This window comes from Streptomyces filipinensis, assembly GCF_014649495.1.
GTDB lineage: Bacteria > Actinomycetota > Actinomycetes > Streptomycetales > Streptomycetaceae > Streptomyces > Streptomyces filipinensis.
In genome coordinates this window covers 94,758-119,111 of record NZ_BMTD01000024.1, presented here as the reverse complement: position 1 = coordinate 119,111, position 24,354 = coordinate 94,758, and the positions used below count along the sequence as shown (strand labels likewise).

Here is a 24,354-nt window from a genome sequence, read left to right as displayed (position 1 = left end):
CGCCGCAACGCGGCCGACCTGCGCCGCATCGCCGGCCAGATCACCGCCCTCACCGACCTGCCCGCCGCGGCCCGCAACCCGCTCAGCCAGCTCCACGCGGCCCTTGTCGCCTGCCAGCCGACCGACACCGCCAAGCCGAGCGGCAGCGCGCCACCGGCAGCCAGCCGGATGGTGCTGATCGAGTCCGACTGGCAAGTCTGTTCCCAGAGGCCAGCCGCAGGGGTAAAGCTCGGCCTCAGGGATCAATCGGGCAGCGGTAGGCCAGCTCCCGGCCCCCCAGATCAGGGGGCTGTCCCCGTGGCCGGGAGGCGGGCGGCATGGACCCCGGTGGGCCTTGGGCGCCGGCGGCATGGACCCGGTGTGCCTTGGGCGCGGGCGGAAGCGGCAGCCAGGGCAGCGTCAGGCCAGTGGCGGTGCCCGCCGCGGTGGTCGTACACCGAGTCGGGGGAACTCATCACGGGTGAGGCGGACAAGCCACAGGGCGCAAGGCCCCGCTCGGTGAAGTCGAGGATGTCCTGCTCGGTGAGTGTCCTGCTGCCGAAGACGTGCACGGTGCCCGGCGCGTAGTCCTCGAAGGAGCGGTCCTCGACGGGGCGGGTGAAGTTGTCGCTGGGGGCAGGGACGGGTCGTCGTCATGGACGCCCTCTCACTCGGTTCCGCCGCCGAGTTCGACGACATGGTGGTGGCAGTTGGCGCCCAGTCCGCCCGGAGTCGCTGGCGCGCGATCACCGGCGCCACCTCGTCACTCCGGTCCGTGCCGGGGCCCGCTTCGACAACGGCGTTCCGGCCGAGCGGCGGGTGGACGCTGCTGTCTGATCAGATTTGACGCGATTCTTCAGACCGTGATCGAGAGTTTGCCCTGCACGCCGCCCGCGGCCAGCACCTCGTGCGCCTCGGACAGCTTCTCCAGTGGGAACACCTGCTGCAGGTGCACTCGAAGGCTCCCTGCCTCGACCAGCTCGGTCAGTGCGTCCAGGCCGGCCGGGTCCGGCTCCACGCCGACCGCCGCGAAGCGCACGCCGGACTCCTCCGCCAGTTCCGGCAGGGTGGTGCTGGTCCGCTCCACCGCCGTCACCAAAACTCCGCCCCGCCGCAGCACGCCGAAGGAACGCTCGGCGTTCCCGCCCCCCAGGGGCTCCAGCACCGCGTCCACCGGCGCGTCTCGGAGCACCTCGGTGTAGTCCTGGGTCCGGTAGTCGATCAGCAGGTCCGCGCCCAGCCCGCGAAGGAAGTCGTGCTTGGCCGCGCTCGCGGTGCCGATCACCTCTGCGCCGAGGTGCTTGGCCAGTTGCACCGCGATGTGTCCGAGCCCGCCGCCCGCGCCGTGGATCAGCACTCGTTGCCCCGGCCGCAGCTGCGCGATCTCCACCAGTGCGTGCCAGGCGGTCAGTCCGACCAGCGGCAGTGCCGCGGCCTCCTCGTGGCTGATGCCGACGGGCTTGCGAGCCAACTGCCGTGCGGGGGCGACCAGGTACTCGGCGTTGGCCCCGGCCGCGGCCGGGAAGTAAGGCATCCCGTAGACCTCGTCGCCGACCTTGAACCGGTGCACCCCCGGATCGACCTGCTCCACCACCCCGGAGACGTCCCAGCCCAGGACGAAAGGCGGCTCGCCCAGCAACGGGAAGGCGCCGGAGCGGACGAACAGTTCCACTGGGTTGACACTGGTCGCCCTGACCCGGACCAGGACTTGCGTCGGTCCGGGTACCGGCTCGGGCGCGTCGTCGATGAGCTCCAGCACCTCGGGGCCGCCGAAGGACTTCTGGGTGATCGCACGCATCGTCATGCACTCCTGTTCGGAAGGTTGCTTGGGATGTCCCTATCCTCGGCGGGTCAGTAACCGTTGAACAGAAGGCACTTGAAAGGTATATAGGTACCTCATGGGTACCACCGACAACCTGCGTTTCTACGGCGGCGCGGATGCCTATCTGGCGGCCTGCCCCTCCCGTCAGATCCTGGACGTGCTCGCCAACAAGTGGACGATGCTGGTCATGGGCGCGCTGTCCGGCGGCCCGATGCGCTTTGGTGAGCTGCGGCGCCGCCTGGATGGCATCACTCAGAAGATGCTCACCCAGACCCTCCGCGCCCTGGAGCGGGACGGGCTCGTCACCCGCACGGTCTACCCGACCATTCCGCCGAAGGTCGAATACGCGGCCACCGGGCTGGGTGAGAGTGTCACCACGCTGATGCATGCAATCCGCGTCTGGTCCGAGGAGAACATCAATGCCGTCTTGGACGCCCGCGACGTCTACGACGCGCGGGCCGCTCAGGAGGTACAGCCAGTTACGGCCTGATTCACCTTCGGCGCGACAGCCCTGGTCGCCCTCGGATGGGCCTTCCGGGGCCAGCCCGGTTCGTTCGCCCTGCGCCACCACGATCCGCAGTTCGTGACCATGACTCCCGGGCGGCGCCGGCCGGGTGCGCGTCGGGTGGAGGCGCCGCGCCAGGCTGCCACCCGAGCGCTTCTCGCTGAGCACCCGCCGGGCGCGGCGGGGGAGGTTCACTGCTTCCACGCCGCCGCCGGCGTGTGCCTCGAACTGGGCGAGCGTGCCTGTCGGGTACGCGGTCAGGAGCGGATTCTGGGAGGCGTGCGGCTTTGACGGCTCCGCCGTACCAGGAGCGGGCCGACCCGTGGTCGCCGTTGACCCACACGCGCCCGCCCGCGAGGGAGGCGGCCTCGCTGCCCACGCCGGCCAGCCGTGACCGGTCCCGGTGCGTTCGGAGACGCGGGCGGACTCGGTGCCGACGCCGTCCATCCGCCAGCCGGCGCCGGCCGGGATGCGTCCGAGCTTCTTGACGTCGACGCGGACCGGGTCGCCAACCCGGTCGTCCGCTCCTGCGTGAGCGGCTGCACGTGGCGTCAGCGTGCGAACTTTTCGACGGCCTCTGGGGTGACGGGGGTGAAGAAGTTGACGAGGTTGCCGTCGGGGTCGCGGAACAGCAGCGACCGGTTACCCCAGGGCATCGTGGTGGGCTCGTTGACGAAGTCGGTGACGAAGCCGGTCAGGTTCTGGTGAACGCGGTCCACGTCGTCGACGAGGAACTCGGTGATCACGCTGTGGTTGTCCGCCGGGCGGGCAGAGCCCGAGGCGAACAGGGGGACGGTGCGGGTGCTGGCAATCGCGAGTGTTGCGCCCGCGGTCTTGAGCTCGGCGAAGTCCTCGGTGGCCCGTATCGCCTGGATCCCTGTGGCGCGCTCGTAGAACTCGACGAGGCGTGCGACGTCGCTGGTGATGATGCGGATCGAGACGAAGTCCATGGGAATCTCCTTGGCTGTGCTGGAGGTGTACGCGTCGCAGACTAGGAGAAATAGTGGACAGAATCGGTCCTGTATTCGCGTTAGGCTGCGAACATGCCACGACCCACCGGCCGCGTGCTGACACTCCTGGAGCTGCTGCAGTCGGGCGGCACCCGTACTGTGGCCGAGCTCGCCGACCGTCTCGGGGTGGAAGGGCGCACCGTGCGGCGGTATGTGGACCAGCTGATCGACCTGGACGTGCCCGTGGAGTCGGTGCGCGGCCGCTACGGCGGGTACCGGCTGGCCCCCGGGTACCGCTTGCCTCCGCTCATGCTCAGCGACGACGAGGCGCTGGCCGTGCTGCTGGGGCTGGTCGCCGGCCGCCGGGCAGGGCTGACGACGACGGAGCGCACGGCAAACGAGACGGCGTCAGCGAAGATCCGGCGGGTCCTGCCCCAGCACATCGCCCGTCGGCTCGACACACTCCTGGAAGCTCTCGCCTTCACGGATCAGCCTGGCGAGTTGGACCACCCGGACGCTGGGGTCCTGCTCACGATCGCCGATGCGGTGCGCCACCACCGGCCGGTCTCGATCCGCTACACCGACCGTGACGGACGGCGCAGCGAACGCACGCTGCACGCGTACGGGGTCGTCGCCCATGCGGGCCGGTGGTACGTCACGGGCAAGGACGCCCAGGTCGGCGAGGACCGAACCTTCCGGCTCGATCGCATCGCAGACGCGCGGACCCTGCCCGGATCATTCGAAGCGCCAGTGGGTCCCGGTCCGGCGGAGCGGGTGTTGTCCGGGTTCGCCACGGCCGAGTACCGGCATGAGGTGACCTTGCGGATCCACGGGACGGTTGAGCAGATCCGTGCCCACCTTCCCGCCAGTGTCGCGAGCATGGGGGAGTACGAGTCCGTGGCAGCCGAGGACCGGGCGACCGAGCGCTGGCTGCGTGTCGAGCTGCGGGCGGAGCGGCTCGACTGGTTGCCTCCGGTACTCGCCCTACTCGACCGGCCGTTCGTCATCGAGCGCCCCGATGAACTCCGCGACCTCGTCATCGCGCTCGCTGAACGCCTCACGTCCTACGCCCGCCGAGCCTGACGTCGCCGGTATGAATGCCGCTGTTGATGGTGGCGTCGCCCGCGGGGACACCAGTGAGCCCGGTCTGAGAAGCGTCCGTCTCCTCCTCGGCGACAGGCCCGTCGGGGTCGGTTACGAGGAACTGGTGACACTGGACGCCGCCCCGGGCCGCGCCCGGTGATGAGGCGATCGGTCACTGCGATGACCCGGGGGAGCCCCGGGCGCGGTTGGTGAAGTCGTGCTTGACGACGGCGTACCCGCAAGGCCGACGCCCGTTCCCGGGAACGGCGGCTTCCCGGGAACGGCGGCCGCGAACGGGATCAGAGACTCAGAGCTTGGTGAAGCACATCGTGTGGCCCAGGCCCCGGCGGGTGACCTTGATGCCGTAGTCGTACTGGGACCCGCATTGCTGGCCCGCGACCACCAGGTCGCCCATCTTGTACTCAGCCTCGGGAGAGTCGCAGTCGACGACCGTCGGCACCGGACTGCCCTGAGGATCCTCGACCTTGACGCAGTCGCCGATGCTGGGATTGTGCGATGCCGCCTCGGCCTCTTTCTTCGCCTTGCCGCCGTTGGGGTCGGTGTTGTAGTCCCAGACCCAGTAGCCGAGGGCGCCGAACACGGCTATGACGACGACGGCGGACTTCAGCATCCGCCCCAGACCGCCCGGCTGCGGTCGCTGAGGGTGCCCACCGGGGGCCTGTGGCTGCTGCGGGTACCCGTAAGGCTGCTGCGGCTGCCCGTACGGTGGCTGGTTCTGATACTGCGGCGGAGGTGTCGACATGCCTGCGGATCCCCGTTGTTGAGTGTCGGATCGGATCAATGCGAGCGTGAGACTACCCTTCGGGATCGCACGGCCGCCAACCGCGGTCACGCGGCATACAGCCGGTCGCCGACGAAAAGACACTGGTCATCAACCCCGGAGGGGTGTCAGCGTGGCGGCCCTGTTGCGCTGGTTCCCGACTCAGGCCCCGAGCCGGAGCTCCTGTTCCTCCTGGTCGTCGCCGCTGCCGCCGTCTCTCCGTTCCCGCGAACGACGATCCGTTCGATGTTGCTTTCTAGACACTCGGAGGTGTCCTTCGCATTCGTGGCACTGCCGGGCGGCGGCGTAGCCGAAGGCCCATTTGTCGGCCTGGGTACGGCGCGGGGGCGGGTTCTTCCTCGGTCGCGGGTTCGATCCCGAGGATGTGCTCGTACAGCCATTGCTGGGCGCCTGTGAGCTTGTCCGGCATCGCCAGAGACCTCCTCATCGCCGTCATGGATCAGGCCACCGCATCCTGCCGGGCCTTCGTCGCTGACCCAGTGGCTGAGCCGGTTGAAATGAGCGGCTCAGAGGTCGAAGCGCAAGCTGAGGGTGATTCTCGAGAACGGTCGAGGCCGTTCTTCGCTCGCCTGGTTGGTCCTTGAAGCGAGTGGGGAGGGTGGGGAGCGACGAGCAGGGTTTGATCACCTGTGGGTAGGCTCGGGTTATGACGGGTGACTGGCGGCAGGACCGGATCGGGGCTGCTCTGCGGGGTGAGAATCCGACTGTTCTGCGGCGGCTTGAGGCTGGCTTCGCGGTGATCGGCGACGTTCAGTTCCTGCCTGGGTACTCGGTTCTCCTTGTGGACGAGCCGGGTGTTCAACGGTTGTCTGACCTGCCGAGGGGCAAGCGGTTGTCGTTCCTGTCCGGCATGGACCGACTTGGCGAAGCGGTCGAGCGGGCCTGCAGGCGGCTGGACCCCGGTTTCCGCCGGGTCAATCTGGAGATCCTCGGCAATACGGACCCGTTCTTGCATGCCCATGTCTGGCCGCGGTTCGAGTGGGAGCCGGCCGAGGTGGTGAGCAAGCCGGTGTGGCTGTATCCGCGTGACCGGTGGAGTGATGAGCGGTTCAGGCTCGGCCCGCAGCACGATGCGCTGCGAGATGCGATCGGCAGCGAACTGGACCGACTGCATTCGATGGCCTGATGGAGTGGGCCCGCCGACCCCGCCGAGGCGCACTTCGGGCCGTTTCGGCAGTTCACCCTCGCCAACTCCAACGAGTACCAGCAGCACGAACCCTCCGAGCTGCGGGCCGCGCTCACCGACCACCGGCACGGCACCCGGCACCCCAAGGCCGTCCACCCGGCCGGAGGCACTCTGCAGGGCTGAGCCCGCCGACCGTTCAGGGCCCGGCCCTTCACCCGCGCCCTGTCCCACGACCTGTTCCGTGCCCTCGGCTTGCGAAGGCGTCCGCCCGCCCAAGTTGACGGTGCCCGGAGCAGGGGTTTCACCCGGACGGCGGAGCGGGCAGGATGAGGCGTCCATGACATGCCCGTCCGGTGTTGTCCCGAAGGGAACCGCCTAGTGCTCCGTAAGCCAAGCGCCCTGCTCGCCGTCTCCGCCCTGCTCCTCCTCGGCACCGCGACGCAGGCCGCGGCCGACACCCCGACCCCTGCCGCGCCGTCGGTTGCCTGCACCTACACACCGGCCGTTCCCGCAGACAACTTCAAGGGGATCCCGGTCTTCGACCCGGTGAAGGCCGCCAAGCCGTACAGCGCGACGCTGCGCACCGGCCAGGGCGCGATCACCTTCCGGGCACTGACCGACAAGGCTCCCTGCACCACGTACTCCTTCAAGTTCCTCGCCCAGCGCCACTACTTCGACCGCTCGCACTGCCACCGGCTCACCACCGCGCGCATCTACGTGCTCCAGTGCGGCGACCCGACCGGCACTGGGAGCGGCGGACCCGGTTACTCCTTCCCCGATGAGAACTTGACCGGGGCGACCTATCCTGCCGGGACGGTGGCGATGGCCAACGCCGGGCCCAACACCAACGGAAGCCAGTTCTTCTTCGTCTGGAAGGACACCAAACTCTCGCCCGCCTACACGCCGTTCGGCAAAGTCACCGCGGGTCTCGACGTGCTCCAGAAGATCGCAGCGGGCGGCGAGGACGACCAGAACGGGCCGGGAGACGGCTTTCCGACGCTGCCGGTGAACATCAAGCGCGTACAGATCAAGGGCAGGTAGTACGACCCCGACCCCGGCCTTGCCGGAAGCTTCGTCCCTCCCGGTCATGGTCGGTGTCGAGGACGTGTGTCCCCACGGTGGCTGGTCCAGGCTCGGCAGGCGGAGACCAGCCCCCGTCCGGCGGCCCATGGGGGGTATGGACGCCCTTGCCTAATGGACCAGGTCTGCAGAAACACCTGTCAAGCGAAGCACCCCTCGTTCCCCGCCGGCGCGGGCGTAGCCGGCGGCGGCGAGTAGCCGCACGGCGAGACTGATCCGTGGGCAGGGTTGACGCCACAGCAGGCCTGGCGCGACGAGCAGCGGAGACTCACACGTCGGACTGGCGGGGAAAGGCACGAGCAGCAAGGCAGACAAAGCGCACTCCTCACGACACATCCGGGTCTGGCACGGCATCGCACAGAGCGTGAACACCCACCACGCACACACCTCGACGTGCCACGGCCAACCGTGCACGAGCTCGTCAGGCCGCCCGTGCCCGCTCGCCCCCTCGTGCCTGGTCGACGCCCGGTGCTGCCCAGCCGCACATCCGGTGCTCAGCGGCAGGCCCGGCGCCTGCCCAGCCGTACCTCCGGTGGCCGCCGTGCGTCCGGTCGCAGTACCGTAAACTCCGTTACCCGGACAGCAGTTGGTCGACAGAATGGCTCCATGCCCGACTACATCGAACTCAGCCTCGCCGGGGCGGACGTGCGTCTGGAACTCGCCGACGTCGGGGAGCCCCTCGCGGACGGCGACGGCTGGACACCGGTGGCCAGCGGCGGCGCCAGGGTGACGGCGATGGCCGCCGACGCCCTGAAGGCGACCCTGCGGCCGCTCGGCCCGGTCCTGCAGCACGTGCACGACTCGGTCATGGGCGCCGAGAACCCGCCGCAGGACGTCTCCGTGGAGTTCGGGGTGCAGATCGGGCAGGACCTGAAGCTCGGGATCGTCGGCGGAAGCGGTCAGGCCACCATGAAGATCACGGCGACCTGGCGGCTCGGCAGCGGATCGAACTGACCGATGACGTGGTTCCGACAAGGCGGTTCCCCCAGACCCGTCGTGTCCGTGCTGCGGCAGGGCGCCGGGGACGCGGAGCAGCCGGGTGGCGGCAAGGAGGCGGGCGCCGCGGTGCTGCTGTCTCCCCGACAGGTCCTCACCTGCGCGCACGTGATCAACGACGCCCTCGGCGTGCGGCCCCTGAGCGCCGACCGCCCCGCCGCCGAAGGGCTGGACGTCGTCTTCCACACCCTCGGCACCCCCCGACGGACCGTCGCCCGGGTGACGGTGTGGGTGCCGCCCCGGCGCATGCCGTCGGGGGTCTGGCACGGTGACCTGTGCGTCCTGGAACTGACGGAACCCGCGCCCGAGCAGACCCGGCCCGCGGTGTGGCGGGAGATGACCGAGGGCCAGGCGGTCCGCGCCTTCGGCCCCGACGGCAAGGCCGGCGGCTTCGCCGACACCGAGGTCAAGCTGGCCGACGAGGGCATCTACTACCTCGACGGCGCGCTGTCCGGCGCGGCCATCGCCCCCGGCTTCAGCGGCGGACCGCTGTGGCACCGGCACGATCCTGCCGTGGTCGGACTGGTCGTCGCGCACCGCGAGACACACGGCCCGCTCACCGGCCAGCAGGTGGTGCGGCGCAGTTGGGCGCTGCCGTGGCAGACCATCCGCGCCGAACTGCTCGCCGCGGGCGCCGGCGACCTGATCGAGCGGTGCCCCGCACGCGACCCCCTGGCCGCGGACCCCGCCCGGGAGGCACTGGGCCACGCCCTGTGGGAACTCCTCGGCGATCCGCTGACCCGGGCCGACCACGCCAGAAGACTCTCGGACCAGTTGGGCTACCTCCCACCCGCGGACGCGTCGGCACCCGGCGTGGAGGAGCTGGCGGACCTGCTCATCACGGCGGACCGCGCCCTGGCCACCCTGACCGAGTCCCTGGCCTCCGCCCACCCCGGCAGCGGGCGTCCACACGCGCTGGACCGGCTGCTCGCGGCGGGCCGGCTGTCCGACACCGCCCGGCTGCTCTCCGTCGGCGAGCACCGGACGCTGACCGGAAAACTCAAGCAGGTCGCCGCGTACGATCCCGCCCTGCTGCCCCGCGCGGCCCGCGAGGCCCTGCGCTACACCCCGCTGCCCGCCGCGCTGCGCGGTGCGCGCCTGTCACCGGAAGACGTCGAGGCGGCACTGGGCGAGCTGGAGGCACTGCCCGACGGCGATCTGCCGGACGGCGGCCCCTCGGTGCCCGCGCTGCTCAAGCTGGTCGAGTTCACGGCGGCGGCACTGCCCGATCCGCCCCGCGAGGAGTTGCGCACGTGGAGCGGACGGGTGTCCCGTCGGCTCGGTGTCCACCAGGCCGCCCTGGCCCAGCGCAGAGCCGACGCGGCCGCCTGGGCGGGTCGGCAGCCGGCCGCCGTCACCCGTATCGTCGCGCAGATCAGCACCTTCGCCTCGGACCCGCAGGGGCAGTACCGGTGCCGGCTGTGGCAGGTGCGCGAGGACGGAACGCCGGTCCCCGTGTTCACCGAGGAGTCGGGACCCGCCACCACGGACCGCATCGGGCGGCTCATCCGACAGGCGGCGGAGCGCGCCGAGCTGGAGAGCGGCCAGGAGGTCAAGGACGTGGACATCCTCGTCGACAGGGAGGGGCTGCATCTGCCGGTCGACGAGTGGGACGCCGGGAACGCGATCGAGTGGCTGCCGGGCGAACCGCTCGGAGTCGGCCACCGGGTGGCGCTGCGCTGCCCCGACATCACCGGCCACAACCCCAAGCACGCGCAGATGCTGCGCGCCCGCTGGTCGGACGCCGACGCGGCCGAACTCCTCGTCGTGGACGAGGAGACGGCCGACCCCAAGCAGCTCTACAGCCTGCTGCGGACGTCCCACGAGCGCACCGGCCAGGTCGTGCTGCACGGCCCGGCCGTGACCCGCAAGATCCTGCTGGAGATCTGCCTGGCCTGCGGCGTCCCCGTGATCATCTGGGACCGGGCGGCCCGGTCGCACGCGGACGCCCGTGACCTCGACGAAATCGCCCCGCACGGACCGCTGTTGCAGCTTCCGGAGCGGGTGCGGACCTTCCGGGGCAGGATCTGGGCGGACCCCGAACACCACCGGGCGCGTCCGTCCCTGGTGTGGGAACCGGAGGAACCCTTGCCGCTGCCGAGCCGCCACCGTCTCATGGACCCAGCTGAAGGAGCGCAGACGCGATGACCGATACCGGCGGCGTGCGGGGAACTCCGGTACCCGGCGACGAGGAGTGGCGGCTGTTCCGGGGGGACGGCGAGGAACGGGAGGTCGCCCTCCCGCCGGCTCCGCCCTGGCGGCGCTTCCCCCGCACCACCCGGGCCACCGAGCGCCCGTACCTCATCGGCGGGAGGGAGGCGGACGTCGTCAGCGCCGCCCTGCACCTGCGACGGCCGCTGCTCGTTACCGGGCACCCGGGCACCGGCAAGTCCTCGCTGGCGTACGCCATCGCTCACGAGCTGCGCCTCGGTACGGTCCTGACCTGGTCCGTCAACAGCCGCAGTACCGTGCAGGACGCGCTGTACCAGTACGACGCGGTCGGCCGGCTGCGCGAGAGCAACCTCGCGCGCGAGGACGACGAACCCGGCCTGGGCATCGGCTCCTACGTGCGGCTCGGACCGCTGGGCACCGCGCTGCTGCCCACGGCCCAGCCGCGGGTGCTGCTCGTCGACGAGCTGGACAAGGGGGACCTGGACCTGCCCAACGACCTGCTGACCGTCTTCGAGGAGGGCGAGTTCGAGATCCCGGAACTGGCCAGGCTCCCCGACAGCCAGACCACCGTCGCCGTGATGACCTTCGACGCGGGAGCCCGGGCCGTTCTGGCGCGCGGCCTGGTGCGCTGCGAGGAGTTCCCCGTCGTCGTCATCACCAGCAACGGCGAGCGCGAGTTCCCGCCCGCGTTCCTGCGCCGCTGCATCCGCCTGGACCTGCCCGACCCCGACGAGGACAAACTGCGGGCCATCGTGGCGGCCCACCTCGGCGAGGCCGAGGTGGCGGGCATGGACGAGCTGATGGCCGCGTTCCTGAACCGGCGCGCCCGAGGCGAACTCGCCACGGACCAGCTGCTGAACGCGGTCTTCCTGCGCATGGGCGGAGTGAGCCTGGACGCCGACGGACTCCTCGACGCCGTGCTGCACCGGCTCGGCGGCACCGTGTAGCCATGATGCCCGAAGCGCTCCTGAAGGTACTGGCGGACGGCGGGATCCCGGTGTCCGCCGAGGAACTGCTCGACATCCTGTGGCTGGCCCGGCACATGCCCCCCGGCGGCGCGGCGCCGCTGGCCCGCGCGGCCGGGCGGACGGACGACACCGCACGCCCTGGAGCCGAGGGGCGGTCCGACGCAGAAGGTTCGCGGGACCCGGGCCGACGGCACCCCACGGCCCCCCGGCCGTCGACCTCCGTGAACCGGCCCGCGGAGAACACCGCGGCGGACCGGTCGGCCCGCACCTCCACACGGCCGCGCGGCCCGGACGGGTCCGGCGGCGCACTGCACGCGGCCGACGGCGCCGGGCACCAGCAGACCTCTCCCGCGCTTCCGCTCCGCATCCCGGAGGGCAAGGTGCTGACGCGGGAGGAACTGCCGTTGAGCCGGGCCCTGCGGCCTCTCAAACGCAGCCGCCCCGATCCGCGCGCCTGGGAACTGGACGAGCGGGCGACCGTGACGGCCGTGGCGGAGACCGGACTCCTGGACCCCGTCCTGCGCCCGGCCCGCACCCGATGGCTCGATCTGGTGATGCTGGTCGACGACGGCGTGTCCATGCTGCTGTGGCGCCGTCTGGTCACCGAGGTACGGCAGCTCCTCGAACGCAGCGGAGCCTTCCGCACCGTGCGCGTGCACGGTCTCGACACCCGCAGCCGGCGCGCCCCGCGGATCTCCGCGCGCCCCTACCTCGGCGACGACCACGGCGCCACGCCCACCGTGAACGCCACCGACGCCGCCGCCGGCAGCACGCTGCTGCTGGTGATGAGCGACGGCGTCGGAACGGCCTGGCAGGACGGGCGGATGCACGCCGTCCTCGCGCGCCTGGCCCGGCACGGCCCGACCGCCGTGATGCACACCCTGCCGGAACCGCTGCGCGAGAACTCGGGCATCCACGGCCGGCTGTGGCAGGTGACCACCCGGCGCGCGGGAGCCGCCAACCACACGTGGCAGATCCGCGATCCGGTCCTGCCGCCGGAACTGGCCCCGTTCGACGGACTGCCCGTCCCCGTCCTGGAACCGTCGGCGTCCGTGGTCGAGGCCTGGGCCCGGCTCATCGGCTCCACCGGTGCCAGCGAGCGACTGCGCCTCCTCGCCCCCCTACCGCCCGCCCTGCCCGCCGCGCCCTGGCCGGACCCCCAGGACGTCGGCCACGACGTGCTGCGCTTCCGCGCGGCGGCCACCCCCGAGGCCTACCGTCTCGCCGCCCACGTGGCAGCCGTCGCACCGGTGACCGTGCCGGTCATGCGGCTGATCCAGGACGTACTCGGGGACCACGTCGACACCAGCCACCTGGCGGAGGTCTTCCTCGGCGGCCTGATGCGCCGCACGGACACAGGCGGTGACCGCACCCACCCGGAACAGCGCGTCTTCGACTTCCCCGAGGACACCCGGCGCATCTTGCTGAGCACCGCACCGGCGAGTGAACTGCTGCGGACCAGCCGGGCGCTCGGCGCCCGTCTCACCGAACTGGGGGGTGGGGCACCCGACTTCGCCGCCTGGCTGGCACACGAGCACGGCCCCGGCCAGGTCAGCGCGACGGGACAGCCGTTCACGGTCGCCGACGAGCGCCTGCTGCGGCGCCTCGGCCTGTCCACCGCCCCGGCGCCCACGTCCCCTCTGCCGCCGTCTGCGGAAAGCGGCAGGGCCGACGTCCGCGGACTCGTCGACCGGCCGGGCTCGCCATGGCAGAACCTGCGGGAGGACGACCCGGCACGGCTGGGCCCGTACACCCCGTTCGCTCGCGGCAGCACCGTCCACGGGCACGTCGTGCAGTACCTGGCACGGTCCCCTCGACACGCACCGGACCCCGACCGCCTCGCGCTGCTGCGGGTCCCCCGCAGCGGGGACCGCACCGTCGACAGGGAGCTGGCCCGCACCGAGGCGACGGCACTGGTACGCCTGATCGGTCTCAGCGCGCCCAGGCTCTGGCGGCTGGAACTGGACGACGTGCCGTGGCTGGCGGTCGACCCCCACGTGCGGATCGCGAGCGGTCAGCCGCCCGAGACCCTGAAGGAACGGATCGCGATCGGGCAACCGGCCCAGACTCTCGAAGCGCTGCTGCGTGACGGGCTCCTCAGCGAGACGCAGTTCGCCCCGACGGGTGCCAAACTGGCCGCCGGAGTGGCCCGCGCGCACAGCAAACGGATCGTCCACGGCGCACTGACCCCGGACCGCGTGCTCGTCACCGAGAAGGAAGTGCTCATCACGGACTGGGCGACCGCCACGATCGACGGCGTCCCGAGCCGGCAGCACCCGGCGCCCGGCCTGGACGACGCCTACCTCGCACCCGAGCTGGAAGCCTCAGGCCTCACCCGGCCCACGGAAGCGTCCGACGTCTTCGCACTCGGCGTCCTGCTGCTCACCATGCGGCCGGGCTTCGCGGATGACGACGTGCAACGCGTCCTACGGCGGTGCGTGGACCCGGATCCGCGTGCACGGCCTTCCGCCGCACACGTCTCCCGGGTCCTCCGAGCCCACGCGAACGCATCCGCCCCGCGCTTCTCCGACGGGCGCCCCGGATATCCGCCCGGGCCGGAGACCACCGCTCCCCGGACCCTGCTGATCAGCTACGCCGGTGTCGACCGCCCCTGGGCCGAGTGGATCGTCTGGCACCTGAAGGCGGTGGGGCACGACGCCGTCCTGGACGTGGCCGAGGTTTCCCCGGAGGACGCGTTCGCGCGGCACCTGCACAGCGCCGCGCGGAGCGCCGACGCCGTGATCATGCTGCTGTCCAAGGCCTATGCCGCACCGGGACGGGGCGGACTCGGTACCGGCTTCTTCCTGAGCGGGTACCGCGTCATCCCGCTGGCCGTGGAGGACTTGGCTGCCGAAGACCTGCCAAAGTCCCTGCGGGGCGTGCCGCGCCGCGACCTCTTCGGTCTTGACGAACCGGCCGCGCGGGCCGCCCTGCTGGACGCGGTCCACAGCGCGGTGGCCGGACCGGGTGCACCTTTCCCGTCCCCCCTGCCGCCCCCGTCTTTCCGACGCCCCCCTCTGCCCACCCACCTGTCGGCGCCCGGCACCTGGAACGTCGGGCGCCGCGATCCGGACTTCACCGGACGGGAGGCCGTACTCGCGTACCTGCGTGATGTCTTCACGTCGGAGGACCGGGGCGCCGTGCAGGTGCTGCACGGCCAGGTCGGCGTCGGCAAGACCGACATCGCGGTCGAGTACGCCCACCGTTTCGCCGGCCTCTACCACGTGGTCTGGTGGATCGACGCCGAGGACCACGAGCGGATCCCCCGCCAGTACGCGGAACTGGGCTTCCACCTCGGTATCCGGATGACCCGCAGGGTGGTCGCCGACAGGATGCCGGCGCTGTTCGAGCATCTCCGGACGCGTGACGACTGGCTGATCGTTCTCGACGGCGTGGAGGACCCGGAGGCGGCCGACCGATACGTTCCTGACGGGCCCGGCCACGTCCTGATCACATCGAGGAACCCCGCGTGGGCGGAGCACGCCCGTCCGACTCGCGTGGAGGGGTTCACACGCCTCGAAGCAGTGGAGTTCCTCACCGAGCGGCTGGGAGTGACCTCTGGGGAGGCCTACCTGCGCGCCGAAGAACTGGGAGACCACCCCCTCGCTCTCGCCCGAGCCGTCGAAGCCCACAGGACAGGTGTGCCCGACTACCATGACCTGCCTCCTGTCTCACAGGCCGTCACCCGCCTGGGCCAGGAAGACCTCGTCGCCATGGACCTCCTGCGCATGACGGCGCACCTCGGCCCCGAGCCCATCCCCGTGACCTGGGTGCCGGGTCTCCTTCAGCAGTACGCGCTCCCCGCGTTCCCGCTGGATTCGCCGCCGCCCGACGCAACCCTTCGGCAGCTGGCTCGTCGGGGCCTGGCGGACGTGGAGGACGACACCTTCCGGGTCCACCGGCTCACCCAGGCGCTGCTCCGCGCCCGGACCGACGAGGAAGCGGTGTCGCGCAAGGTCGCCGCCTTTCTCGCCGCCGTCGACATCGGCCGGCCCGACGTCCCCGACGCGTGGCGCATGTGGTCCCTGTTCACCGCGCACCTGACCACCGGCCACCTCAGGGCGGCCGAGCGGCCGGAACTCCGCCCGCGACTGCTGCAAGCCGTCGACTACCTGATGGCGAGCGGACAGCACCAGCCGGCACACGACCTGATCGTCTCACTGCGGCAGACCTGGTCCCGCACGCCGGGAGCCGAGCACCCCGACTCCCTCCGCCTGTCCAACGCCCTCGCCGTCACACTCAACTATCTGGGCAGGCACCAGGAGGCGTACGGCGTCCACGAGGAAAACGTGGCCCGGTCCCGGCGGGTCCGCGGCGACGACGACCCCGACACGCTCGCCGCGGTCCACAACCTCGCGCTCTGCCTGCACCGACTGCAGCGCGTGCCGGAAGCCGTCCCCCTGCTCCAGGACGCACACCGGCGCGCCGTACGCGAGCTGGACCCCGCGCACCCGGTGACCGAACGCCTCACCAAGACCCTCACCGCCCTGCTGAGACTCGTAGGTGAGGGCGATTCGTGAAGTCGGCTCTGTCCGAAGCTCTGTGAAACCCCAGGTCAGCGCGTAGAGGCAGGAACCCCCGCGGTGTAGGACCCGTCAAGAAAGGCACCCAGACGCCAGGGCAGTCGGCTGTTCCTCCCGAGGGGGCATCGGCAGGGAGAGTCCGGCGGTGACGGCGGGGAGGTCCTGGCGCAGGAAGCCGACGTAGCCCTTCATCGGCTTCGGTGCGTCCTTCTCGGCCTGCCGGATCCATTCCTCAAGGGGACGGCCGGGGCACGTTCTGCTCGCCGAAGTCCGCCGTGAGCGTGGTGCGGGGCACGCTGGCCGCCGCGTCGTAGGCGTCCAGGGCGGGAACGGGAAGAAAGCCGTCGTCCATGCGGATGCGGGTGGGCTCCGGCAGGTCGTGGCGCCGGGCGTGCGCGCGCAGTGCGCGGAGGTCCACCAGTGCTGGTGCCTCCGGCACCGCCGAGAACAGGGCCTCAAGGCTGTCGGGGGTCGCCGCCGGGGCGTCGGCTGCGGACTGGCGCATCCCGGCGGGATGCGCCGGATCGGGTACGTTCCGCACGGTCCGGCCGCCGCCGCTGGTCAGTGCCACGGACACGTAGTCCGTGCCGAGTTCCCGGGCGAGGGCGTGCCCCATGGGGATACGCGGAAGCGGGCTGCCCTCGGGGCTCGTGGTGCGCTGAATGTGGGCGTTGTGCGCGGTGACCACGATGCGGGTGCCGGGTGCGGACCGGTCGAGCAGCTCCAGCACACTGTCGGCCAGGTAGCGGTCGCGGGCGGCGAGATCGGCGGCGTCCGGTGCGCCACTGAGCAGTTCGGACATCGCGCGCTGCATCTGGTCGGTGCGCCAGGCTGCCCAGACGTCCGAGAGTGCGCGGTCGTAGGCGTGGTGGCCGCCGCGCTGGATGTAGATCTCGCGCATGGCCGTGACGCGGTTGAGCAGCCGGCCGAGCGTTGCCGAGAGCCGGTCCTGCGGCTCGGGGCCGAGGGCGACGCGGGCGTGGGCGGAGACGAGGCCCGAGCCGCCCGCGAGCGGCTCCGCCAGTTCCAGGGCGGTCCGGGCGTAGCGCACTGCGCCGGGATCGACTTCACCCAGATACCTGGCGACCGGCTCCAGGGCGGGCGCCAGGGAGCCGCCGGCTGCCGGGATGTCGAGTCCGGCGAAGCGGACCGGGTGCGGTGCCGTGGCGTTGTGGGAGCGCAGCCATCGCAAGGTGTCGCGGCCCTCTGCGGACTGGCCGGGGTAGCCGTCCGCACGGGGCGTGAGCAACGTGTCGAGGTCGCCGTCGCCACCCTGAACCCAGGCATCGACCGCCCGGCCGGAGGCAGCCCCGAACTCCACGGCGTAGACGGTGAATCCGCATTCCCGGACGAGGAAGCGCAGTATCCGTTCACGGAGCAGTCCGAACTCACGTATCTGGTGGGAGTTCTCGCCGAGAGCGACCACTCGCGCGTCGCCGACGAGTCGGTGCAGCATCGCCAGGTCGTCGAACGGGGCATCGGGATCGTCAGCGGTGAGACGGACCGCGTTGCGGGTCGTCCATTCAGCGAGGGTGAGTGGATGACTGGTGCCCATGATCGCGACCTTAGCAGCCTGCTCTCACGCGAGCGGAACAGGGCGTAAGTCGTCTGTGGCGGCTGGCTGTTCGCGCCCCCGCCGTCATGTGGTGCGAGGGCCGGGCCGGCTGACGAGTGGTGGTGAAGGAACTGGTCGCCGTGTCCGCCGCCGAGCCGACACCCGGTTCCGAAGTCCGTACGACGAGGGAGCCGGGCGACGAACGTGCCGCGAACTGCACCGTGGACAGGCGGACGATGCGCCGTGCCGGTCCCGCCCCGGCCACCAGCCCCTGGCTCGCTGTCAGGGGCGTTCGTGAGAGGCGATCCCGCGCAGTATGCCGAAGGCACGCGGCAGGGGCGCTGGGCCCGTGTCCGTGAGGCCGGACGCCCGGCGCGCCCTGCGGGTGCGTAGCACGGCACGCACCGCGGACAGGGCGGCGCACGCGATCACCGCGGCCGTCAGGTCGGCGTCCGGTGTGTCCGGTGGCAGTCTGCGCTCCACCAGGACGGTGAGGCGCTCCTCGAAGTCGGAGAAGGCCTGGACGAGCCGGGCCGTGACGACGTTCTCGATGTCCTGGACCGGATGGCTGAGGGCGGTCAGAGTGGAGGCGGCGAACGGCTCGGCCGCCTCCAGCAGGGCGTTGCACACCGCGTCCAGGGGCTCCTCGTGTGCCGGACGCCGGGCCAGAGCGTTCTCTACGTAGGCGAAGATCTCGACGCCGTCCGGCAGCAGCAGCGCCTCCTTGCTCTCGAAGTAGCGGAAGAAGGTGCGCACGGAGACGTTGGCGTATGCGGCGATGTCGGCAACCGTGGTGGCCTCGAAGCCACGTTGCCCGAACAGGCGCGCGGCCCCTTCCAGCAGGCGGCGCCGCGTCTCCTCTTTCTTGCGTTCGCGCAGTCCGGCGGGGGCGATCTCACTCGGCATGTCCGAAGCCTCCCGCCATGGTGGCGTGACTGTCAATTGACACACGTGCCATTCCCCCCGGCCGTCGCGCCTGGTGCGTATGCCCTCCCAGGTGCGTCGCACCTGCGAATGGCACGACTGCCAATTGTCATCAGTGCCACTTTGTCTCTAGAGTTCGTGTCACTCGTGACACTTTCCTTGGAGGCCACAGTGGCCCGACCTCTGCAGCACCCACCCACGCCGACCGGAGCGCACACCGCCGCGCGTCCGGCGACGGACTTCGCCGCGGCCCGCCGCGGACTCGGCCGCATCGGCGGCTTCTGCGCCCGCCACCCGGCAGCGGTGATCGCCGCCTGGCTGCTGGTCCTCGTCGGCGCCCTGGCCGGACGGCACCTCGCCGCGCCCACCTTCAGCGACCAGGTCAGCCTGCCCGGCACCGCCTCCCACACCGGCTCCGACCTCCTCGCCACCTCGATGCCGCAGGCGGGCAGGCCGGGCGGCAAGATCGTGTTCCACACCGGGTCCGGCACCCTGGCCGACCAGCGATCCGCGCTCGACCGGACCCTGGCCGACCTGCGCGATCTGCCGCACGTCACCGCCGTCTCCACGCCCGTCACCAGCACTGACGGACGTACCGCGTACATCACCGTCTCCTTCGACGAGCAGCTGAAGAACCTCGGCCACGACTACACCGGGCAACTGGACAAGGCGACCGGGCCCGCCCGCGCGGCGGGACTCGGCGTCGCCTACGGCGGCGATCTGGATCAGGTGGTCCGTGCACCGGCCGACGACAAGCTGAGCGAGGGCGTAGGCGTCGTCACCGCCCTGGTCATCCTGCTGCTGGCCTTCGGCAGCGTCCTCGCCGCCCTGCTGCCGCTGATCACCGCGCTCATCAGCGTCGGCGTCGGCCTCGGCATCGTGGGCATCGTCGCCGCCACACTCTCCTTCGCGACCTCGGCCACCACCCTCGCCGGCATGATCGGCCTGGGCGTCGGCATCGACTACGCCCTGTTTCTGACGACGCGCTTCCGCCAGGACCTCATCGACGGGCGCGACCCGGTCGACGCCGCGGCCCGCACCGCGCACACCAGCGGACGTGCCGTCCTCATCGCCGCCCTGACCGTGGCCGTCGCCATGCTCAGTCTCTACGCCTGTGGGCTGACCTTCATCGGCAAGATCGGCCTCGCGGCCACCCTCGCCGTCGTCGTCACCGCCGCTGCCGCCCTCACCCTCGTACCGGCAGCCCTGGGACTGGTCGGCGGGCGCATCGACCGGCTCCGGCTGCGCCGCCCGGTCGCGGAGGGCACGGCGGCCGGCGACGGCCGAAACCGCTACGCGAACCGCGTCGCCCGGTCCCCGTGGATGTTCCTCGCCGCGGGCGTCGCCATCCTCGGCGTGTGCTCCCTGCCCTTGCTCTCGATGCGCCTCGGACACGTCGACGCCGGCGCCGACCGACCCGGCAGCAGCACCCGAACCGCGTACGACTGGATCGCGCACGCCGACGGGCAGGGCTTCGGGGCGGGGGCGAACGGCCCGATCGTCGCCGTCGTCGACGTGAGCGGTGCGAAGGCGTCCGTCGACCGGATCACGGACGACGTGACCACGGCCCTGAGGACCACCCACGGCGTGGCCGCCTTCACCCCCGTCAAGGCGAGCGCCGACGGGAGGGTCCTCGTGACCACGCTCACCCCGACCACCGGCCCCCAGGACGCCGCGACCGGCGACCTGCTCGACACCCTCTCCGAGCAGGCACTGCCGAAGGCCCTCCACGACACCGGCGCCGAGGCCTACCTCACCGGAACCGTGGCCGGCCAGGCCGACTTCCGGGACACGGTCGGCACACGGCTTCCCATCGTCATCGGCATCGTCCTGGTCCTCGCCTTCCTGCTGCTCATGACGGTCTTCCGCAGCCTCGTGATCCCGCTCAAGGCCGTCGTGCTGAACCTCTGCACCACGGCCGCGTCCTACGGCGTGCTCGTCGCGGTCTTCCAGTGGGGCTGGGGCGACGCACTGCTCGGGCTCTCGGAGCCGGTACCCATCGAGTCGTACGTGCCGATGATGATGTTCGCCATCGTCTTCGGGCTGTCCATGGACTACGAGATCTTCCTGCTGTCCCGGATCGCCGAGGCCTGGCACCGCACCGGTGACAACCGGCTCGCCGTGGGGGAGGGGCTGTCGGCGACGGCGCGCGTGATCTCCGCGGCGGCCTTCATCATGACCGCGGTGTTCCTGTCCTTCACCGCCTCACCGACCGTGGTCGTGAAGATGCTCGCCCTGGGGCTGGCGATCAGCGTGATCATCGACGCCACGGTGGTCCGCCTGATCCTCGTGCCGTCCGCCATGTTCCTCATCGGCCGGGCGAACTGGTGGATACCTCGTCGGCTCGACCGGGTCCTCCCGCGCCTGCACGCCTGACCGCCCCCCGACCGATCCGGAGCAGTGACCACATGACATCGAACCGCCGCGGGAGGATCCGCGTCATCCTGGTCGCGACCGCCGCGACCCTGGCCCTCCTCACCTGCGCGACCGACCTGCTGGTCGAGCACCGGACCGAGGAGCGGGTCGTCGCCCAAGCCTCGCGCCGGCTGAAGCCGCAGGGCCCGGTGCACGCCGATCTCACCAGCCCGCTCGCGGGCCTGCGTACCCTCGGCGGGGAGGTCGGAGACGTCGAGGTGAGCGCGAAGGGCGTACACCGTCAGCACGCCGTACTGGATGTGACCGCCCGTCTGAAAGACGTCACGACGAACGGCGACAGCGCCGGCGGGACGGGGACCGCCACCTTGGGATACGACCAGGTGACCCGGCGCCTGGGCGCGCTGGGCAAGGGCCTGACAGCCGGCGGCCAGAACGGCGACCTGGTCCTCACCGGGAGCGTCGGCCGCCTGGGACTGCCGGTCACCGTGCGGGCGATCCTGTCCACGACCGCGCACGCCTTCACCATCACTCCGACCACGGTGAGCGTCCTCGGCCGCAGCGTGGCCATCGACGACCTGGCCGGCCTGCCGGCCACCTCCGGGCTCCGCGACGAGCTGAGGCCCAGGACCGTGGCCGTCACCGAACTGCCCCACGGCGTCGCGCTCACATCGGCGCACGCCGCCGGCGACGGCCTCGTCCTCGGCTTCTCCATCGCCGCCGGGCCGACGCCGAGCGCGGGCGGGGCAGCCGTCTGAACGTCCGAGCGGCAGGTGGCCGGAGGGACTTCAGGACTCCGTACAAGAAGGAGGGCTGGTTGCTGGGTGGGCCGGCGCCGTCATTACCTGGGCGGTAATCGTCCGGTCGGCGCAGACGCGGCAGAGTGGAGTCATCGGGCTCCGGACCGGCGCACTCCGGCCCGGAGCCTGATGCAACTTCCCTGACCCTCAACCCACTTCACCACCAGAGGAGCTTCTGGCATGTCGATGTACGCCGCCGCTGTCGCCCGCTACTTCGAGGCGTGGAATGCCACGGATGCGGACGCGCTCACCAAAACGGTTGCCGCGGCATGGTCCGAGGACGGCACCTACACCGACCCGCTGGCCGACGTGCGCGGCCACAAGGAGATCGCCGCGGTCATCCGGGGCGCGCACGAGCAGTTCCCCGGCTTTGAGTTCAGGCTGGCCGGTGACGTGGACGGCAACCATCACATCGCCCGCTTCAGCTGGGAGCTGGTGTCCACCGCCGACGGCTCCGCGCCGGTCGCCGGCTCAGATGTGATCACTCTGGCTGAGGACGGCCGGATCGCCTCCGTCCTCGGCTTCCTCGACCGGCTCCCTGAGGCCTGAACCCTCGGAAGACGCTCCGGATCCTGGCCGACCCCTCCGCGTCGGTCCGCAGCATGCCCACGGCAGGCGGCAGCGTCTGATCTCCCACGGCAGCCCCCGAGCCCGCGTTCACAGCCGCCCGTCTTAGCAAGACCTGCGCGGGATCCGCGGACACCGCGCTCGGGGCCTCTTCGTCACCACGACGACCCCGACCCTGGCCCGCTCCTCACCGCGATCACCGTGGACCGGCTGGGGGCGCCGGTCCGCGCCCGCGTGGCCTTCACCCAGCCGTCACCGTCCGTCAAAGGGTCGGACTCGGGAACCAACAGTCCGTGGGGTGTGGGATGCGGCCTGGTAGGAATCCTGTCGTCCAACTGCCAGTGGTCACTGCTGCTTCCACCGAACCCGATCCGCGTAGAGACATGGCTCACACCCTGGCATGTCACAGGAGCGGGGGCCGTCTCGTCTCGGGGGTGAAGGCATCGACAAGCGTGGAGGAGCACACGATGGACGCGCGACTGGACTACTTCGCCAGCCCGACCGCCGGCAAGGCCCTCAAGTACTTCATGTCAGCCGGCCGGGAACTGAAGGAATCGCCGCTGCCGGCCGCGACGCAGGAGCTGGTGGCGTTGCGCGTGAGCCAGATCAACGGCTGCGCGGTCTGCATCGACATGCACACCAAGGAAGCCGCTGCTGCCGGCGAGAGCCCGGTGCGGCTCAACCTGATCGCGGCCTGGCGGGAAGCAACGGTCTTCACCGAGGCCGAGCGCGCCGCACTCGCACTGGCGGAGCAGGGGACCCGGGTCGCGGACTCGGCCGTCGGAGTCAGCGACGAAGTGTGGGCGCGTGCCGCCCAGCACTACGACGAGGAGCAGCTCACGGCCCTCGTGCTGTTCGTCTCGTTCATGAACGCGGTGAACCGGCTGAACGTCATCACCCAGCAGCCGGCCGGCGATTACCAGGTCGGCCAGTTCCACTGATCGCCGCCGTATCCTGTCCGGTCCGGCACGCCGGGCCAGGGCGGCGTGACCAAGGTGGGCGGGGCGGTCGAGGTGCGAGCGTCGCCTGCTCCGCCCCTGTCAGATGATCTTCAGAGGGTGCCTCGCCGGCGCGGGTCCGGCCAGGGCACAGACCGCAAGGGGGAGTCGGCGTGGGCAAGGTCGAGGAGTTCGAGGAGCTGCGGCCGCTGCTGTTCTCGATCGCGTACCGGATCCTGGGCAGCGTGGTCGAGGCGGAGGACGCGGTGCAGGAAACGTGGCTCCGCTACGACGCCTCGACGACCCAGCCCGCGTCGATCAAGGCGTTCCTGTCAACCACGGTGTCCCGGATCGCGATCGATGTGCTGCGCTCCGCCCGGGTGCGGCGGGAGGAGTACGTCGGACCGTGGCTGCCCGAGCCCCTGCTGGACGATCCGTACGAGGACCCGGCCCGCGCAGCGGAGTTGGCCGACTCGGTGTCGATGGCGGCGCTGCTGCTCCTGGAGCGGCTCAGTCCGCTGGAGCGGTCGGTGTTCGTGCTGCGGGAGGTCTTCGCCTTCGGCTTCGACGAGATCGCCGCCGCGGCGGGGCGCTCGGAGGCGGCGTGCCGGCAGCTGCTCGTGCGGGCGCGCCGCCACATGAACGAGGGACGGCCCCGGTTCGAAGCGGACGACCAGGAGCGGCAGGAGCTGGCGAGGCGGTTCTTCGAGGCGCTGGCACAGGGTGACGTGGACGGGCTGCAGAGCCTGCTGTCCGCCGACGTCCAGCTCGTCGGGGACGGCGGTGGCAAGGCCCCACAGCTGGCCAGGGCCGTCGTCGGCGCCCAGAACGTGGCCAGGCTGCTCGCCACCGTCTATCCGCTGATGGCCCGGGTCGACATCTCGTTCGAACCGCGCGAGGTCAACGGCCAGCCAGGCGCGCTCTTCCGCGACCGCGACGGCAAGGTCCTTCACATCCTCGCCCTCGATGTCCTCGACGGGCAGATCCAGACGATCCGCTCGGTCATCAACCCCGACAAGCTCGGCCACCTCGGCCCGGTCGCCGACGCCTGGGCTGTCGACCAGGAAGTGAAGCGGGCCCGTAAGCGGACGAAGTGACCTCCCGACCGGCTTGACAGAGGCGCGCTGTCAGGGCTGACCCGGATGCGCCGGATGCAAGCCGCGGCCGTTGCCGCCACCCGGGTCCTTGGGC

18 protein-coding genes and 1 pseudogene are annotated in these 24,354 nt (G+C 71.2%); 13 read left to right on the top strand and 6 right to left on the bottom strand.

Going from position 1 to position 24,354, the window contains the following annotated elements; genetic code table 11:
• Positions 1-835 precede the first annotated feature (835 nt).
• Positions 836-1,777 (bottom strand): NADP-dependent oxidoreductase, encoded by a 942-nt coding sequence (locus IE244_RS36285; protein ID WP_191877839.1) that lies wholly within the window; start codon positions 1,775-1,777, stop codon positions 836-838.
• Positions 1,778-1,877: 100 nt separating this feature from the next.
• Here IE244_RS36285 and IE244_RS36280 point away from each other — a divergent pair, with 100 nt between their 5' ends.
• Entirely contained in the window at positions 1,878-2,291 is a 414-nt protein-coding gene (locus IE244_RS36280; protein ID WP_191877838.1) for a winged helix-turn-helix transcriptional regulator, read from the top strand.
• Between the two features lie 414 nt (positions 2,292-2,705).
• Here the strand turns inward: IE244_RS36280 and IE244_RS43290 are convergent.
• Positions 2,706-2,816: pseudogene (locus tag IE244_RS43290) on the bottom strand (IS481 family transposase); the annotation flags it as partial.
• A gap of 41 nt (positions 2,817-2,857) precedes the next feature.
• On the bottom strand, positions 2,858-3,256 hold the full coding sequence (locus tag IE244_RS36275; protein ID WP_191877837.1) for a VOC family protein: 399 nt from the start codon (positions 3,254-3,256) through the stop codon (positions 2,858-2,860).
• A gap of 93 nt (positions 3,257-3,349) precedes the next feature.
• Between IE244_RS36275 and IE244_RS36270 the strand changes: the two genes are divergently transcribed.
• Positions 3,350-4,339 carry a helix-turn-helix transcriptional regulator gene (locus tag IE244_RS36270; RefSeq protein ID WP_191877836.1) on the top strand — a complete coding sequence of 330 codons (990 nt, stop codon included), beginning with the start codon at positions 3,350-3,352 and terminating at the stop codon, positions 4,337-4,339.
• A gap of 307 nt (positions 4,340-4,646) precedes the next feature.
• Here IE244_RS36270 and IE244_RS36265 read toward each other — a convergent pair whose 3' ends face one another.
• Positions 4,647-4,970 carry an LppU/SCO3897 family protein gene (locus IE244_RS36265; RefSeq protein ID WP_229854640.1) on the bottom strand — a complete coding sequence of 108 codons (324 nt, stop codon included), beginning with the start codon at positions 4,968-4,970 and terminating at the stop codon, positions 4,647-4,649.
• Positions 4,971-5,787: 817 nt separating this feature from the next.
• Here IE244_RS36265 and IE244_RS36260 point away from each other — a divergent pair.
• The 6 genes from IE244_RS36260 to IE244_RS36235 all read left to right on the top strand — a co-directional run bounded on the left by IE244_RS36260 (position 5,788) and on the right by IE244_RS36235 (position 16,003).
• The gene (locus IE244_RS36260) at positions 5,788-6,267 is read left to right on the top strand and encodes an HIT family protein (RefSeq protein WP_191877834.1); all 480 of its coding nucleotides are present in this window, start codon (positions 5,788-5,790) and stop codon (positions 6,265-6,267) included.
• 378 nt (positions 6,268-6,645) lie between these two features.
• Positions 6,646-7,308, top strand: coding sequence for a peptidylprolyl isomerase (locus IE244_RS36255; protein ID WP_229854639.1), 663 nt, complete (start codon positions 6,646-6,648; stop codon positions 7,306-7,308).
• 645 nt (positions 7,309-7,953) lie between these two features.
• Positions 7,954-8,301, top strand: coding sequence for a CU044_2847 family protein (locus IE244_RS36250; protein WP_191877832.1), 348 nt, complete (start codon positions 7,954-7,956; stop codon positions 8,299-8,301).
• A gap of 42 nt (positions 8,302-8,343) precedes the next feature.
• The gene (locus IE244_RS36245) at positions 8,344-10,491 is read left to right on the top strand and encodes a VMAP-C domain-containing protein (RefSeq protein WP_191877831.1); all 2,148 of its coding nucleotides are present in this window, start codon (positions 8,344-8,346) and stop codon (positions 10,489-10,491) included.
• Positions 10,488-11,462 carry an AAA family ATPase gene (locus tag IE244_RS36240; protein ID WP_191877830.1) on the top strand — a complete coding sequence of 325 codons (975 nt, stop codon included), beginning with the start codon at positions 10,488-10,490 and terminating at the stop codon, positions 11,460-11,462. Before IE244_RS36245 ends, IE244_RS36240 begins: the two co-directional genes overlap by 4 nt.
• Positions 11,463-11,464: 2 nt before the next feature.
• Positions 11,465-16,003: an SAV_2336 N-terminal domain-related protein gene (locus tag IE244_RS36235; protein WP_191877829.1), complete on the top strand. Its 4,539-nt coding sequence runs from the start codon at positions 11,465-11,467 to the stop codon at positions 16,001-16,003.
• A 235-nt stretch (positions 16,004-16,238) separates the two neighbouring features.
• Here the strand turns inward: IE244_RS36235 and IE244_RS36230 are convergent, their stop codons facing one another.
• Positions 16,239-17,561 (bottom strand): erythromycin esterase family protein, encoded by a 1,323-nt coding sequence (locus IE244_RS36230; RefSeq protein ID WP_191877828.1) that lies wholly within the window; start codon positions 17,559-17,561, stop codon positions 16,239-16,241.
• Positions 17,562-17,843: 282 nt separating this feature from the next.
• Positions 17,844-18,467, bottom strand: coding sequence for a TetR/AcrR family transcriptional regulator (locus IE244_RS36225; protein ID WP_191877827.1), 624 nt, complete (start codon positions 18,465-18,467; stop codon positions 17,844-17,846).
• A 189-nt stretch (positions 18,468-18,656) separates the two neighbouring features.
• Between IE244_RS36225 and IE244_RS36220 the strand changes: the two genes are divergently transcribed.
• The 5 genes from IE244_RS36220 (at position 18,657) to IE244_RS36200 (ending at position 24,260) form a co-directional block, all read left to right on the top strand.
• The gene (locus IE244_RS36220; RefSeq protein ID WP_229854636.1) at positions 18,657-20,861 is read left to right on the top strand and encodes an MMPL family transporter; all 2,205 of its coding nucleotides are present in this window, start codon (positions 18,657-18,659) and stop codon (positions 20,859-20,861) included.
• A 32-nt stretch (positions 20,862-20,893) separates the two neighbouring features.
• Positions 20,894-21,616 (top strand): DUF2993 domain-containing protein, encoded by a 723-nt coding sequence (locus IE244_RS36215; RefSeq protein WP_191877825.1) that lies wholly within the window; start codon positions 20,894-20,896, stop codon positions 21,614-21,616.
• Positions 21,617-21,838: 222 nt separating this feature from the next.
• Positions 21,839-22,207, top strand: coding sequence for a nuclear transport factor 2 family protein (locus IE244_RS36210; RefSeq protein ID WP_191877824.1), 369 nt, complete (start codon positions 21,839-21,841; stop codon positions 22,205-22,207).
• 485 nt (positions 22,208-22,692) lie between these two features.
• Positions 22,693-23,166, top strand: a complete 474-nt coding sequence (locus tag IE244_RS36205) for a carboxymuconolactone decarboxylase family protein (protein ID WP_191877823.1) — start codon at positions 22,693-22,695, stop codon at positions 23,164-23,166.
• 170 nt (positions 23,167-23,336) lie between these two features.
• Entirely contained in the window at positions 23,337-24,260 is a 924-nt protein-coding gene (locus tag IE244_RS36200) for an RNA polymerase sigma-70 factor (RefSeq protein WP_191877822.1), read from the top strand.
• Positions 24,261-24,354 lie beyond the last annotated feature (94 nt).

Coding starts and splice junctions, on each gene's coding strand:
- IE244_RS36285 (WP_191877839.1), bottom strand. CDS start 1,777: ATGCGTGCGATCACCCAGAAGTCCTTCGGCGGCCCCGAGGTGCTGGAG.
- IE244_RS36280 (WP_191877838.1), top strand. CDS start 1,878: ATGGGTACCACCGACAACCTGCGTTTCTACGGCGGCGCGGATGCCTAT.
- IE244_RS36275 (WP_191877837.1), bottom strand. CDS start 3,256: ATGGACTTCGTCTCGATCCGCATCATCACCAGCGACGTCGCACGCCTC.
- IE244_RS36270 (WP_191877836.1), top strand. CDS start 3,350: ATGCCACGACCCACCGGCCGCGTGCTGACACTCCTGGAGCTGCTGCAG.
- IE244_RS36265 (WP_229854640.1), bottom strand. CDS start 4,970: ATGCTGAAGTCCGCCGTCGTCGTCATAGCCGTGTTCGGCGCCCTCGGC.
- IE244_RS36260 (WP_191877834.1), top strand. CDS start 5,788: ATGACGGGTGACTGGCGGCAGGACCGGATCGGGGCTGCTCTGCGGGGT.
- IE244_RS36250 (WP_191877832.1), top strand. CDS start 7,954: ATGCCCGACTACATCGAACTCAGCCTCGCCGGGGCGGACGTGCGTCTG.
- IE244_RS36240 (WP_191877830.1), top strand. CDS start 10,488: ATGACCGATACCGGCGGCGTGCGGGGAACTCCGGTACCCGGCGACGAG.
- IE244_RS36235 (WP_191877829.1), top strand. CDS start 11,465: ATGATGCCCGAAGCGCTCCTGAAGGTACTGGCGGACGGCGGGATCCCG.
- IE244_RS36230 (WP_191877828.1), bottom strand. CDS start 17,561: ATGGGCACCAGTCATCCACTCACCCTCGCTGAATGGACGACCCGCAAC.
- IE244_RS36225 (WP_191877827.1), bottom strand. CDS start 18,467: ATGCCGAGTGAGATCGCCCCCGCCGGACTGCGCGAACGCAAGAAAGAG.
- IE244_RS36215 (WP_191877825.1), top strand. CDS start 20,894: ATGACATCGAACCGCCGCGGGAGGATCCGCGTCATCCTGGTCGCGACC.
- IE244_RS36210 (WP_191877824.1), top strand. CDS start 21,839: ATGTCGATGTACGCCGCCGCTGTCGCCCGCTACTTCGAGGCGTGGAAT.
- IE244_RS36205 (WP_191877823.1), top strand. CDS start 22,693: ATGGACGCGCGACTGGACTACTTCGCCAGCCCGACCGCCGGCAAGGCC.